This window comes from Methanothermobacter sp. DP (assembly GCF_026692625.1).
Taxonomy (GTDB): domain Archaea; phylum Methanobacteriota; class Methanobacteria; order Methanobacteriales; family Methanothermobacteraceae; genus Methanothermobacter; species Methanothermobacter marburgensis.
The window spans coordinates 46,935-60,966 of record NZ_CP113501.1; the positions used below are offsets into that span (position 1 = coordinate 46,935).

Annotated in this window: 16 protein-coding genes; 12 read left to right on the forward strand and 4 right to left on the reverse strand. The window is 48.5% G+C overall.

Annotated features, from left to right (window positions below; translation table 11 throughout):
• Nucleotides 1–2 precede the first annotated feature (2 nt).
• The 12 genes from OXN82_RS00205 (at nucleotide 3) to fbp (ending at nucleotide 11,776) form a co-directional block, all read left to right on the forward strand.
• Nucleotides 3–563 (forward strand): pyruvate kinase alpha/beta domain-containing protein, encoded by a 561-nt coding sequence (locus OXN82_RS00205; protein ID WP_321211505.1) that lies wholly within the window; start codon nucleotides 3–5, stop codon nucleotides 561–563.
• A gap of 231 nt (nucleotides 564–794) precedes the next feature.
• Nucleotides 795–1,940 (forward strand): cell division protein FtsZ, encoded by a 1,146-nt coding sequence (ftsZ, locus tag OXN82_RS00210; RefSeq protein WP_013295090.1) that lies wholly within the window; start codon nucleotides 795–797, stop codon nucleotides 1,938–1,940.
• Between the two features lie 123 nt (nucleotides 1,941–2,063).
• Nucleotides 2,064–2,243, forward strand: a complete 180-nt coding sequence (locus tag OXN82_RS00215) for a protein translocase SEC61 complex subunit gamma (RefSeq protein ID WP_013295091.1) — start codon at nucleotides 2,064–2,066, stop codon at nucleotides 2,241–2,243.
• 49 nt (nucleotides 2,244–2,292) lie between these two features.
• On the forward strand, nucleotides 2,293–2,772 hold the full coding sequence (locus OXN82_RS00220; protein WP_300478887.1) for a transcription elongation factor Spt5: 480 nt from the start codon (nucleotides 2,293–2,295) through the stop codon (nucleotides 2,770–2,772).
• Nucleotides 2,772–3,254 carry a 50S ribosomal protein L11 gene (locus OXN82_RS00225; RefSeq protein WP_321211506.1) on the forward strand — a complete coding sequence of 161 codons (483 nt, stop codon included), beginning with the start codon at nucleotides 2,772–2,774 and terminating at the stop codon, nucleotides 3,252–3,254. The genes OXN82_RS00220 and OXN82_RS00225 overlap by 1 nt, the downstream gene beginning before the upstream one ends.
• A gap of 78 nt (nucleotides 3,255–3,332) precedes the next feature.
• On the forward strand, nucleotides 3,333–3,971 hold the full coding sequence (locus OXN82_RS00230; protein WP_013295094.1) for a 50S ribosomal protein L1: 639 nt from the start codon (nucleotides 3,333–3,335) through the stop codon (nucleotides 3,969–3,971).
• Nucleotides 3,972–4,982, forward strand: a complete 1,011-nt coding sequence (locus OXN82_RS00235; RefSeq protein ID WP_321211507.1) for a 50S ribosomal protein L10 — start codon at nucleotides 3,972–3,974, stop codon at nucleotides 4,980–4,982. It begins immediately after the preceding gene.
• A 51-nt stretch (nucleotides 4,983–5,033) separates the two neighbouring features.
• A complete protein-coding gene (rpl12p, locus tag OXN82_RS00240) occupies nucleotides 5,034–5,342 on the forward strand; it encodes a 50S ribosomal protein P1 (RefSeq protein ID WP_013295096.1) in 309 nt (102 codons plus the stop codon).
• Between the two features lie 86 nt (nucleotides 5,343–5,428).
• Complete coding sequence (alaS, locus tag OXN82_RS00245) at nucleotides 5,429–8,125, forward strand: alanine--tRNA ligase (protein ID WP_321211508.1); 2,697 nt, start codon at nucleotides 5,429–5,431, stop codon at nucleotides 8,123–8,125.
• Nucleotides 8,126–8,209: 84 nt separating this feature from the next.
• Complete coding sequence (locus OXN82_RS00250) at nucleotides 8,210–9,412, forward strand: methanogenesis marker 16 metalloprotein (RefSeq protein WP_321212118.1); 1,203 nt, start codon at nucleotides 8,210–8,212, stop codon at nucleotides 9,410–9,412.
• 25 nt (nucleotides 9,413–9,437) lie between these two features.
• Nucleotides 9,438–10,580 (forward strand): tRNA uracil 4-sulfurtransferase ThiI, encoded by a 1,143-nt coding sequence (gene thiI / locus OXN82_RS00255; RefSeq protein WP_321211509.1) that lies wholly within the window; start codon nucleotides 9,438–9,440, stop codon nucleotides 10,578–10,580.
• A gap of 98 nt (nucleotides 10,581–10,678) precedes the next feature.
• Entirely contained in the window at nucleotides 10,679–11,776 is a 1,098-nt protein-coding gene (gene fbp / locus OXN82_RS00260; protein WP_321211510.1) for a fructose-1,6-bisphosphate aldolase/phosphatase, read from the forward strand.
• Between the two features lie 91 nt (nucleotides 11,777–11,867).
• Here fbp and OXN82_RS00265 read toward each other — a convergent pair whose 3' ends face one another.
• From OXN82_RS00265 to pgsA, 4 genes are read right to left on the reverse strand one after another with little or no spacing between them, the layout of a single operon-like run.
• Entirely contained in the window at nucleotides 11,868–12,509 is a 642-nt protein-coding gene (locus OXN82_RS00265; protein ID WP_321211511.1) for a DUF434 domain-containing protein, read from the reverse strand.
• Nucleotides 12,509–13,162, reverse strand: a complete 654-nt coding sequence (locus tag OXN82_RS00270) for a TIGR00153 family protein (protein ID WP_321211512.1) — start codon at nucleotides 13,160–13,162, stop codon at nucleotides 12,509–12,511. The genes OXN82_RS00265 and OXN82_RS00270 overlap by 1 nt, the downstream gene beginning before the upstream one ends.
• 10 nt (nucleotides 13,163–13,172) lie before the next feature.
• Nucleotides 13,173–13,406 (reverse strand): DUF357 domain-containing protein, encoded by a 234-nt coding sequence (locus OXN82_RS00275; RefSeq protein WP_013295103.1) that lies wholly within the window; start codon nucleotides 13,404–13,406, stop codon nucleotides 13,173–13,175.
• Nucleotides 13,407–13,449: 43 nt separating this feature from the next.
• A complete protein-coding gene (gene pgsA / locus OXN82_RS00280) occupies nucleotides 13,450–14,019 on the reverse strand; it encodes an archaetidylinositol phosphate synthase (RefSeq protein ID WP_321211513.1) in 570 nt (189 codons plus the stop codon).
• Between the last annotated feature and the right edge of the window lie 13 nt (nucleotides 14,020–14,032).

Here is a 14,032-nt window from a genome sequence, read left to right on the forward strand (position 1 = left end):
ATGTGATGGAAACTATATGTTACTTTGAAAGACCAGGTAAGGAGAACACTGAAAGGGTCCTTGAACTTGTTAAGGAAAGGGCAGATAAACTGGGGATCAGGGACTTTGTGGTGGCCTCGGTATCCGGTGAAACAGCACTCAGGTTGTCTGAGATGGTTGAGGAAAACATTGTTTCTGTAACACACCACGCCGGTTTCAGGGAGAAGGGTAAACTTGAACTTGAACCCGACATGAGGGAGAAACTGATTGAAAGGGGCGTCAGTGTATATGCAGGTTCACATGCACTCAGCGGTGTTGGAAGGGGGATATCAAATAAGTTCGGCGGAGTCACACCTGTTGAGGTGATGGCCGAAACCCTCAGGATGGTTTCACAGGGCTTCAAGGTATGTGTTGAGATATCTATAATGGCAGCTGACGCAGGCCTTATACCTGTTGACAGGGAGGTCATAGCCATAGGCGGCACGGCATGGGGCGCTGACACGGCCCTGGTTCTCACACCGGCGCATATGAACAGCGTATTTGACCTGAGAATCCATGAGATCATTGCGATGCCAAGGCCATAGTCCGGCACCTGCATGGTATGGGCGGGTTGCCGGAATTCATGATTTTCATGGCCCGGTGACCATACCATAATTCCATTTTGCCCCAACATTGTACCGGTATTTTCAGAGGTCACAGAAACTGATTTTTAATTTTGATCGGGACCCATGGGGTAATTGGTGCCGCTTTAACCGTTGCTTTTAAATATGTCTTATCACAATAACATATTTCATAGATAAATGTGGGGGTAGTAATTGAAATTCATTAACGATGCCATAAAGGAATCTGAGAAAAGGGAAAAGCCATCTTCCATCTCGATGAACTCAGAAATCGACCAGGAACTTCGGGAAATAATCGAAAATAGCAGGGCAAAGATATACGTTGTTGGGACCGGCGGGGCGGGTAACAACACCGTAACAAGGCTCAGTGAAATAGGAGTTGAGGGTGCTGAGACAATAGCCATTAACACAGATGCCCAGGACCTCTTCTACACGGTTGCTAACCGGAAGCTGCTCATAGGAAGGAATGTATGTGGGGGTCTTGGCGCGGGCGGAGTACCTGAAGTTGGAGAGGAATGTGCCGAGGAAAGTGAGGATGATATCCGCAGGGAGCTTGAAGGGGCTGACATGGTCTTTGTGACCTGCGGTCTCGGGGGAGGCACAGGAACCGGATCGGCACCTGTGATATCCAAGCTGGCCAAAAAGGCCGGTGCACTCACAATAGCAGTCGCAACCATGCCCTTCAGTGCAGAGGGCCTTAAAAGAAGGGAGAATGCTGAGAAGGGTCTTGAGAAACTTCAGAGTGCTGCCGATACCGTGATAGTGATCCCCAATGACAAGCTTCTTGAGGTTGCACCCAACCTTCCCCTCAACAAGGCATTCATGGTTGCAGATGAAATCCTTGGAAGGGCCGTTAAGGGTATAACGGAACTCATAACCAGGCCAGGTCTTGTGAGCCTTGACTTTGCTGATGTTAGGAGCATAATGAAGGGTTCAGGAATGGCAATGATTGGAATGGGTGAAGCCGAAGCAGGTGACAGGGCCCTTGAATCAGTTTACGAGGCTCTTAACAGCCCGCTACTTGATCTGGACATATCCAATGCAAAGGGTGCACTTATCAATATCTCTGGAAGCTCCGACCTGACACTTCAGGAGGCCGAAAGGATAGTTGAGGTTGTTGCCGAGGAACTGGATCCCGATGCAAACATAATATGGGGTGCGCAGATTCAGGATGAACTGCAGAACGTTATAAGAACAACGATTGTTGTTGCGGGCGTGAGGTCACCTTACATATACGGCTCACATGGTTCTGCAGAGAAGGAGTTCTTCGAGGAAAAACAGCGGGAGAAGGACTCTGTGGATGAGTCTGTTCTGGAAGAATTTATAGATGGAGTATTCTGATATTTCTTCCACATACCCCCACATCAATGAAAACATTTATAAATCTTGAAGGATAGATTACTCCATCACTCATCCCGATCATCATCCTTGTTTTTAATCATTATAAATTAGCGGGGATAAATCATGAAATACAGGGATTCTGTTCTGAATTTTATCAAGCAGTCAAAGAGGGTATTGAAGGTATCAAAGAAACCCACAAGGGACGAATACCTCAACGTGTCAAAGGTGACAGGTATCGGTATAATATTAATAGGTGTAATAGGATTCATAATAAGTATAATTGCCCAGTTACTGGGTGGTTAACTCTTACTGAAAAGTCACAGTGAATTATATATATGAGGTTGTGTTCTTAATGGAAGATAGTAAAAATTCCATCTATGCCCTTAAGACCTCGGTGGGTCAGGAGAAGAATGTGGCAAGGATGCTGGCCAGGAAGGTAAGGGATAGTGGTATTGAGATAAACGCGATTCTTGTTCCGGAGTCCCTCAGGGGCTACATCCTTGTTGAGTCCTCGTCAAAGATCGACATGAGAAACCCTGCCATAAGGGTTCCCCACCTCAGGGGTGTTGTTGAGGGAAAAACCGAGGGCGAAGCGAAGATAGAGTTCGAGGAGGTTAAGAGGTTCCTCAAACCTGAGCCCATAATATCATCCATTAAGAAGGGCAGCATCGTTGAGCTGATCTCAGGGCCATTCAAGGGTGAAAGGGCAAAGGTTATCCGTATAGATGAATCCAGAGAGGAAGTTGTACTTGAACTCATAGAGGCTGCAGTGCCAATTCCTGTAACAGTTAAAGGTGATCAGATTAGAATAATACAAAAGGAGGCTGATTAATGGCTAAAGAAACCGTTGAAATTCTTATTGATGGTGGAAAAGCCACTCCAGGACCGCCACTGGGTCCTGCGATTGGTCCGCTTGGAATTAACATGATGCAGGTTGTTGAGGAGATAAACCGCAAGACCGCGGATTTCGAGGGAATGAAGGTCCCGGTTAAGATCATAGTTGATACCGACACAAGGGACTTTGAGGTTGAGGTTGGTACGCCACCAACAACCGCCCTGATCATGGATGAACTCAAGATCGAGAAGGGTTCACAGGACCCTGGCATGGACAAGATAGCAGACATCTCCATGGAGCAGGTGCTGAAGATAGCAAGGATGAAGTTCGATGCCCTCCTCTCAAACGACTACAAACGTGCAGTCAAGGAGATCATGGGTACCTGCGTGAGCATGGGCGTAACAGTGAACGGCAAGGACCCCAGGGAGGTTCAGAGGGAAGTTGATCAGGGAGTCTATGATGACCTCCTCACATCATAAAAATTTATAAATCTTGAGAATCACATAACTAACCCCATCATATGAACTTATTTTTTGAAGTTCATGGAGGATTCAGAAATGCAACAGGAGATTATGGAAGCGGTGAAGAAGGCCAAGGAACTTTCAAGGCCGAGAAACTTCACACAGTCCATGGATGTTATTCTTAACATCAAGGACCTTGACGTCAACAAACCAGAGAACAGGTTTGACGAGGAAGTTTCTCTACCCAACGGCCGCGGTAAAGATGTGAAAATCGCCGTGATCGCCGATGGGGAACTGGCTCTCCAGGCTAAGAACGCTGGAGCCGACCTTGTGATAACCAAGGATGAACTTGAAGAACTTGGCAAAAACCGAAAGGAAGCAAAGAAACTTGCCAACAGCTATGAATTCTTTGTGGCCCAGGCAGACATGATGCCCCTGGTGGGGCGGTTCCTTGGACCGGTTCTTGGACCCAGAAAGAAGATGCCAAAACCGGTGCCAGCAACAATAAACCCGGAGCCCATACTCAAGAAACTCAGGGACACTGTCAAGGTGAGAATCAAGGACCAGCCTGTGGTTCACACCGTGGTTGGCACAGAGGATATGGATGATGAGAAACTTGCCGAGAACATAGAGGCGGTTCTGCAGACAATTGACCGCAAACTTGAGAAGGGCAGAAACCAGCTTAAGTCCATGTACGTTAAAACGACCATGGGCCCGGTAGTGAGGGTGATTTAAATGGCTCACGTGGCTGAATGGAAGAAGAAGGAGGTTCAGGAGCTCCAGGACCTCATCAAAAGTCATGAAGTGGTTGGTATAGCTAACCTTGCAGATATACCTGCAAGACAGCTACAGAAGATGCGCCAGACACTCCGTGACAGTGCACTCATCAGAATGTCAAAGAAGACACTGATCAGCCTTGCCCTGGAAAAAGCTGGCAAAGAACTTGAAAACGTTGATTCCCTCTCTGATTATATGGAGGGCCAGCCTGCACTCATATTCACTGATATGAACCCATTCAAACTCTTCAAGATTCTTGAGGACAGCAAAACCCCTGCCCCTGCCAAGCCAGGCGCCATAGCTCCGGCAGATATAGTTGTCCCCAAGGGGGATACCGGCTTTGCCCCGGGCCCAATCCTGGGGGAACTTCAGCAGATAGGCATCCCCGCCAAGATCGAGAAGGGAAAGATCGTGGTTTCAAATGACCACGTTGTGGTGAAGGCCGGGGAGGAGATACCCCCCAAGGTGGCAGGGATATTAACAAGGCTGGATATACAGCCACTTGAGGTTGGAATAGACCTCAGGGCAGCATATGAAAATCAGACAGTCTACACAGCAGACATCCTGACTATAGATGAGGAAAAAACCTTATCTGACATTCAGAAAGCATTTTCACAGGCATTTAACCTATCAGTTAACGCAGTCATATACACACGCGAAACAATGCCTGCGATTATCCAGAAGGCTGCTTCGAAGTCATTCAACCTTGCATACAATGCATCAATCCTCACCTCAGAGACAACTGATCTGCTGCTTGCAAAGGCCTATGCCCAGATGCTTGCACTGGCCGCTGCAGCTGCAGAGGTTAACGCTGAAGCAGTTGATGATGAACTGAGGGATAAATTGTCTTCAAGGGCAGCAGCACCCGCCCCTGAAGAGAAAGAGGAAGAGGTTGAAGAAGAAGCTGAAGATGAAGAAGAAGAGGAAGAAGAGGATGCAGCCGCTGGTCTCGGCGCACTCTTCGGATAAACGCTTTACTGGCATAGTTAACCTAAAAAAATAAAAATTTGAGGTGATCATATGGAATACATATACGCAGCAATGTTACTGCACACAACCGGTAAGGAGATCAACGAAGAAAACGTTAAAAGTGTCCTTGAAGCAGCAGGCGCTGAAGTGGATGATGCAAGGGTCAAGGCTCTAATAGCAGCCCTTGAAGATGTGGACATTGAAGAGGCAATGGAAACAACAGCTGTAGCAGCAGCACCTGCAGCCGCCGCAGCACCTGCAGCAGCAGCTGAAGAGGCTGAAGAAGAAGAGGAAGAAGAGGAGGAAGAAGAGGAAGCTGAAGAGGAAGCAGCAGCCGGTCTTGGCGCACTCTTCGGTTAAACTCTTTTCTATTTTTTCCTGCCATAACAAATGGCAAAAAATTTATTTTTCCTGATTCTGATTCTATTTATAAAAAACTGTTTTCAATGATTACCATGTCTCGTCAGCTTGAAGAACTGGGTTACAGAAAATATGAATGCGAGTCCTGTGGGAATACCTTCTGGTCAATAAGAGAACGCAGAACATGTGGAGATGCCCCCTGTGATGAATACGATTTTATAGGAAATCCCGCAACCTCGAGGAGCTATGACCTGTACGAGATACAGGATGAATTCATAGAATTTTTCGCTGAAAGGGGCCATGAGCCCATCAGAAGATATCCGGTACTTGCAAAGCGCTGGCGGGACGACGTGTTTCTTGTTGGAGCATCCATATACAACTTTCAGCCATGGGTGACATCCGGCCTTGTGAAGCCACCTGCAAACCCTCTTGTTGTTGCACAGCCGTCAATAAGACTCAACGACGTTGATAACGTTGGAAGAACAGGGAGACACCTCACATGCTTCACCATGGGCGGACACCACGCATTCAACTCTGAAGATAACACAGTTTACTGGGAAGAAGAGACAATAAAGTACTGCCACGAATTCCTGACTCACATAGGCATTGATCCATCTGAGATAACCTTCATAGAATCCTGGTGGCAGGGTGGCGGAAACGAGGGGCCCTGCTATGAGGTCTGTGTCCGTGGCGTCGAACTGGCGACCCTCGTTTTTATACAGTACCGCACCCTACCAGATGGTGGCAGGGAGGAGATCCCACTCAAAATAGTTGACACCGGCTATGGGCTTGAGAGATTTGCCTGGATATCCCAGGGGACACCAACAGCCTACGACGCATGCTTTGGCCCGGTAATTGAGAAGCTGATTGAACTGACAGGCGTGGAGGTCAACGAGGAGATACTGGCAGAAAATGCCCGTGTAGCCGGGATGATGGATATAGAAACCTATGCTGATCTCAGGGAACTTCGAAAAAGGGTTGCTGATAAACTTGGAATCTCAGCCACTGAACTCGAGCGTGCAGCAGCCCCCATGGAGTCCATTTATGCCATAGCCGATCATACGCGCTGTCTTGCCTTCATGCTTGCAGATGGTGTCATACCCTCAAATGTAAAGGAGGGCTACCTTGCGAGGCTCATAATCCGGAGGACACTTAGGCTCATGAAGGAACTCGGCATGAGGGAGTCCCTGAAGGATATAATGAACATCCAGGTGGAGTTCCTTGAGGGTCATTACCCTGAGATAAGGGAGCACCATGAACACATACTTAGCATCATAGACCTTGAGGAACACAGGTATGCAAAGACCGTGACAAGGGGCCGGAGGATTGTGGAGAAGACCATAAAATACCTCAGGAAGGATAATAAGAGCGAGATGCCCCTTGAAATCCTTATAAAACTATATGACTCCCATGGAATCCCCCCTGAAACCATAAAGGAGATAGCAGAGGAATCAGGGTTCAGTGTTAAAATCCCTGACAACTTCTACACCCTGGTTGCAGAGATGAATGAGGCTGAAACTGAAACCCCAGAGGAGGACATTCATCTTGACTACCCCCAGACAGAGCTCCTCTTCTATGAACAACCCGATGAACTGGAATTCGAAGCCACTGTGCTGGGGGTATATGAGGACGGCGTCATACTTGATAGAACACTCTTTTACCCTGAGGGAGGAGGCCAGCCATCTGACACAGGATACATTGAATCAGACGGCTGCAGGATCCAGATAAAGCATGCAGAGAAGATAGGTAATGTGGTACTCCACAGGACAGACGATGAAATCTGCCTCAAACAAGGGGAAACTGTAAGGGGCTGGATTGATTCAGATAGAAGACTTCAGCTTACAAGAAACCACACAGCCACCCACCTCATAGTTGCAGCTGCAAGGAGGGTCCTTGGAGACCACATATGGCAGGCAGGGGCCCAGAAGGGTGTTAAAAGTTCAAGGATAGACCTCTCACATTACAGGAGGATAACTCAGGAGGAACTTGATGAGATAGAGAGGCTGGCCAACGAATACGTCATGAGAAACATCCCCCTTGATGTCACTTGGATGGACAGGGACATTGCAGAGAAAAGGTACGGATTCATACTCTACCAGGGGGGCGTTGTGCCGGGCTCCATGATAAGGGTTGTTGAGATTCCAGACGTGGATGTGCAGGCATGTGCAGGGACCCATGTTAAGAGAACAGGGGACATAGGCCTCATAATGATCAACAGGACCGAACGCATACAGGATGGTGTTGAGAGGATAGAATTCTCTGCAGGGGCATCGGCCATTGAACTCATGCAGAAAAACCGGGATATACTGAGGGAAAGTGCAGATGTATTCAAGGTAACACCATCACAGCTTCCACGCACCTCTGAAAGATTCTTCACAGAGTGGAAGGCCCTCAGAAATGAGGTTTCACGCCTCAAGGAGGAAATGGCTTCACTCAAAATCCTGGAGGTAAGGGATAGGGTGGAGGAACTAAACGGCCTGAGGGTCATCATAGACACGGTTGAGGCTGACATGGATGAAATGAAGAACATGGCCCTTGAACTCACAGAATCCGCTGATGCAGTTATCCTTGCAAATTCAGAGGGCCAGATAGTTGGGGCAGCCTCTGATGACGCTGTCAAAAGGGGTTTAAGGATAAATGAGGTTATAGCATCAGCTGCAGGGGTCCTTGGTGGTGGAGGCGGTGGAAAGCCACACCTTGCACAGGGAGCCGGTAAAGGAAAGGATAAAATCCATGAGGCCCTTGAGGAGGCAAGATCCTCACTTGAATCCTTTGGGGGATGAATCTGAGGATTGTAAAATAACTGTTCTTGTCGTTGTCTGGTGATTAATTTGAGGAGGACCATCTCGGAAATAAATGAGAGGATAATGGATGGTGAAGCAACAGTTTTAACAGCAGGGGAACTCAAGGAGCTGGTCCTCAACGATGAGGCCCCATCTGCAGATGAGGTCGACGTGGTAACAGCGGCCACCTGCGGGGTAATGTCCGGGACAGCAGCGGTCATGCATTTCAGGGTATCTGAACCGGGTTCATTCAGGAAGGCTGTTTCAGCTGAACTGAATGGCATACCAGCGTATCCTGGCCCATGTCCAAATGAAAACCTGGGTTCAGTGGACCTCTTCATTTATGGGACAGCCAGAAGCGTCAGGGACCCGGAATATGGTGGCGGATTTCTTCTCAGGGACCTTCTCACAGGATCCGAGGTTGATGTGACTGTAAAGTCAGAGGATGGAACTTCCATTGAATCCACAGTTACCCTGAAGGATATTGAAACAGCGAGGATCATAGGGACAAGGATGGCATTCAGAAACTACACAGCAATTGTCAACCCCTCCAATAAACCTGTAAGATCCATATTCAATGCATTTGAAATGCCACCCCACTGTGGAGGCCTCTCATTCTCAGGCTGCGGTGACATCAATCCCCTTGAAAATGATCCCGGCATGGAGGCCATCAGGAGGGGAACCAGCGTACTCTTAAATGGTGCCAGGGGCCTCGTGCTGGGTGAGGGTACAAGGAGCAGTCCTGAAAGACCAAATCTCATGCTGAGCGGGGACCTGCATGATATGAAACCTGATTACATTGGGGGATTCAGGACAGCCGCAGGACCCGAGATATTCAACACCATCGCAGTTCCGCTGCCTGTGACATCTGAGAGGGTCTTTAAGAGACTGCTGGTTCTTAATTCAGATATAGGGTTACCTGTTGCCGATGTTAGGGATCGATCAAGGATAATCCATGATCTGACATATGCAGATACATGGGCTGGTGACGAGAGACCCACCTATAACCCTGAAAGGTGTGCTGACTGCCTCCCATGCCTGGCAGCAGAGAGGTGCCCAACCCATGCAATAGGGGATGGCCTGGACACTGATAGGTGCTTTGGATGCGGTGTATGCGCCTTCTCATGTCCCTACGGAGCATACGAGATGGATACAGGTGAGGTCAGGATTGGTGATAGGATAGTACCCATCGTATGCAGACAGTCAGACAGGGTGAGGGCATCCAGACTCGCCCTTGAACTCAAGGAACTCATAGAAAAGGGTAATTTCCTCATAGGGGGGTGTTAGTATTCTTGAATATGATGTTATACTTGTGAGATACGGTGAGGTTGCAATTAAGGGGCCGGCTGTTAGAAGGAGATTTGAAAAAAAACTCCTCAGTAATATAAGGGCTGCTTTCAGCTGCAGAGCAGAAATCAGGCATGGAAGAATATTCGTATTCCCTGAGAACATGGACGAGGCCCTTGATAAACTTTCAAGGATCTTTGGAGTGGTATCCTTTTCACCCGCTGTGACTGTGGAAACCGATTTTGATGTTATAGAGGGGGCGCTCCGGGAATATGTGGGTGAACTGAAACTGGAGGGCCTCATCACAGAGAGAACACCATTTGCCATAAGATGCAGAAGGGTTGGGCAGCATGACTTTACAAGCCAGGAGATGGCAGCCTTTGCAGGTTCAGTTGTGGTCAGGGAGATCGGGGCTCCGGTGGACCTTGGAAACCCTGACCTTGAGATCCACCTTGAAATAAGGGAGAACAGGACATACATCTACCACAGGGTCATCCAGGGCCCTGGAGGCCTGCCTGCAGGTACCCAGGGCAAGGTTGTTGCCCTTTTATCCGGGGGAATAGACTCACCTGTTGCCACCTATCTCCTCATGAAGAGGGGATGCCAGGTCGTGGCGGTCCACACCGATAACTCACCATTCACAGCTCCCGAGTCCCTTGATAAGGTTGAGAAAATCGCCTCAAAACTTGCGGAGTATTCTGCCGGAGTTGAATTCAAACTCAGAATTTTCAGGTATGGAAGTTACCTTGAAAAATGCAGGAGAGAAGCCCCTGAGAATATGACCTGCGTCCTATGTAAGGCTGGAATGTACCGCCTCGCCGAGATGGTTGCAGAGGAGGAGGGGGCACTTGCAATAGTGGATGGGAGCAGCCTCGGGCAGGTGGCATCCCAGACCCTTCCAAACATCCTCGCCACAAGGATGGCGGTGAGGATGCCTGTCCTCAGCCCCCTCATAGGCATGGACAAGGTGGAGATAGAGGCCCTGGCAAAGAGGATAGGCACCTATGACATCTCGGTGATACCCGATGGTGGATGTGGTGCTGTACCCCGCCACCCCTCAACAGCAGCAGATACAGCCTCCATCAGGGAACTCTCAGAAAAAATCCAGGTTGAAGATGAAATTGAGAAGATATTCAGATCAGCTTCAGAAACAGAAAGCCCTGAATGATCCCTGCAGATTCTGTGGATAACTTTTTAAATAATCAGATCACATCTTTTATATAAAGAATCCAGTTAATTAACTCACTATCTTCTGGAGGTGTAATGATGAAAACAACCATTAGTGTAATTAAAGCAGACGTTGGAAGCGTAGCAGGTCACGCAGTCGCACATGAGGCATTAAAGAAAAAGTGCGACGAGATACTGGCAGAAGCCAGGGATACAGGAATCCTTGAGGATTATTATATTACCAACTGTGGAGATGACATTGACCTCATAATGACCCACAGGAACGGTGAAGAAAATGAGGAGGTTCACCAGACAGCATGGAACGCCTTCAGGGAAGCCACAGAGGTGGCCAGAAGCTTAAAACTTTACGGTGCAGGGCAGGACCTCCTCTCAGACACCTTCTCAGGAAACATCAAGGGTATGGGCCCTGGGTGCGCTGAAATGGAATTTAAGGAGAGACCAAGCGATCCTGTTATAATTTTCTGCTGCGACAAGACAGAACCTGGAGCCTTTAACCTTCCCCTCTTCAGAATGTTTGCAGACCCATTCAATACTGCGGGCCTTGTTATTGATCCAACACTTCACAACGGCTACGAATTCGAGGTCTTTGATGTTGTCGAACACAAGAAAGTTACAATGGCATGCCCTGACGAGATGTACGACCTCCTTGCCCTCTTGGGTTCAATCAGCCGCTACGTGATAAAGAAGATACACAGAAGGGACGACGGTGAAATAGCAGCCTCTGTGAGCACAGAAAGACTGAACCTCATGGCAGGTAAGTACATAGGAAAGGATGACCCGGTCGCAATCGTAAGGGCACAGTCAGGATTCCCTGCAGCAGGGGAAGTCGTTGAGCCCTTTGCATTCCCGCACCTTGTGGGTGGCTGGATGAGGGGATCACACAACGGGCCACTGATGCCCGTTGCCCAGAGGGATGCAACACCCGTCAGGTTCGACGGACCTCCAAGGGTCATAGGGCTGGGATTCCAGATCGCAGACTGCAAACTCGTGGGTCCAATTGACATGTTTGATGACCCTGCATTTGACCGCTCAAGGCAGCTCGCATCTGAAATTGCAGAGTACATGAGAAGACACGGGCCATTCGAACCCCACAGACTCCCATCAGATGAAATGGAGTACACATCCCTGCCGGGCGTACTTGAAAAACTCGGAGACAGATTTGAGGACATGGATTAATGGGGCTTCCACCCACATTTTATTTTTTTCTGAACACTGGATTCTGCCAGGCGTTGATCCTGTACTTCTAAATGATTGGTCTATCCTGTCATTATCCCTTCTTTGGTTTCTTCTTGTTGATTCTTCTCAGTATCTCATGGGGAATGTCAATCACCATCTCCACAGAGTCAATCACAGCACCGTCAGCTGTTGCCACCACACCCCCACTTTCCTTAAGCCTTCTGTCAACGCATGATGAGAGAATAGCACGTCCCTCCAGTCCATGGGAATTCATGAGTTCCTCGACGATCTGCCTCAGTCTGCCACTGTGGCTGACGTTCCTGTCAAAGTAGAAAAACACCTCTTTAACACCTGAATCTGATAGGAAATCCATTATGGCATTCAGGGCCCTCAGGGTTACTTCACCCATCCTGTAACTCCCTGAAACACTCATTACATCCCGCAGAAACCCATCCTGGGCAATGAAGAACCCTTCACCCCCAAGAACGCTTTCTGTACCTATGAGTACATTGTAGCCATCAATGTGGACAGTGGAACCCCTGAGGGAATCTGGACTTACCAGCCGGGAGAGTCTCCTCTTTCTGGTTTCATCTGAGAAGACGTACCTTGCAAGGTAATTTCTTTCCCTCTTCCCGAGAAGATAGTGGTTTGCAACGAAATTAAGCGCAACGCGTTTACGGTAACCCCTGTTGAGGAGGTACTTCAGGTCCTCAACGGCCATTTTAAGGGTCATCAGCCTCTTCTCTTGGCTATTATTATGAGGGCACGGTCAGAAGCATCCTCGGCCCTGTCGGAAATGTTCCCGATCTTCCGGGTGATTTCCTTCATGTCCATGAATTTTATGACACCCATCTCCTTCTCCCTGTAGGCGGAGTAGAGGTCAGTTATGATCTTCCTCTCAATTGCATCCACATCATCCTCAAGGCCCTCAATTTCATGGACCTTCCTCATGGCCTCCCCGAGGTCCCTTTCAAGGAGTTCCACGCACTCCTTAAGGGCGTGAACCGTCTTTCCTGTGACATCCATCATCCTCTGGAAGTCCTCCCTGAACCCTGAGGGAAAGGAAACCCTTCCAAGGGATATAGTGAATGCGGTTGATTCAATGACGTCAGCGACCTTGTCTATGCTCTCAACGAGCATTATACGGTCCTCCCTGTCGAATGGTAGGAAGGCCCCCTCATAGAATTCAAGTTCCATTTTCCTTCTTATCTCATCGGCCTCATGCTCACTAACCGCTATCTCCCTTGCGAGTCTGGATACACTTCTGCAGTCGCCACTGTAAAATGCCTCCATCAGCTCCTCCAGCTTAAGGTAGCATTCCATGACCTTATCAAGGTGCCTGCGCCCATACTTCTCAACTTTACCCTCTTTTATGAAAAATTTCATTTTATCTCCATCATATAATTCCGTGAAGCATTCTTAGGCCATCCAGAAGGCCGTGGGCGTAGGTTATGCACCCGAAGGATGTGATGTAATCCCCCTTCTTTAGGTAGTAGATGGAGTCGTCCCTGTAGTTCAGGGCCCTCTCAATGATGGCCCTCTCCTCCCCTTTGAATTCTATGGATTCCATTTCCATTAAATTTTTCTCAAGAAGATCAAGGTCCTTTTCTATGCGCTCCCGGCATTCCATTTAAAACACCTCATAAATATCTAATCAGGGAATTCCCGAGACCCTATGTTTTCATCTGCCTCCGGACGTACATCATCCTCTGAATCACCGTGAAGTAACCTGCAATTACGAGAATTATCATGGCAGCGTTCATATACCATAAGCCAAGGAAGTATCCGGCAAGGGATCCTCCAATGAGTATTATGAGCCGCTCAGCCCTTTCAGCAACACCCACAGTGCATTCAAGGCCCTCGGACTCGGCCCTTGCCCTCACATAACTGACCATGAGGCTGGAGTGGAGGGCCAGCATACCTGTGAGAAGCCCTGTGAACCCCCCTGCCGTTATACCAATGATGATTATGCCATCTGAGAGCCTGTCAAGGGTTGAATCCAGGAAACCACCAAATCTGGTGGGGCTGAACCTCCTCCTTGCAACAGCCCCATCAAGGACGTCTATGAATCCGCTTAATGCAAGAAGCAGGGCGCCGTTAATAATATTCCCGGTGGCATAGGATGCGGCCGAGGCACATGCAACCAGGAAACCAGTGAATGTTATATAATCTGCAGGTATTGCGATCTTCTCTGCGATAGGGTCTATGAACCTTCTGAGTGCCGGTCTGAACTGATTCAACATGAACTCATTTATA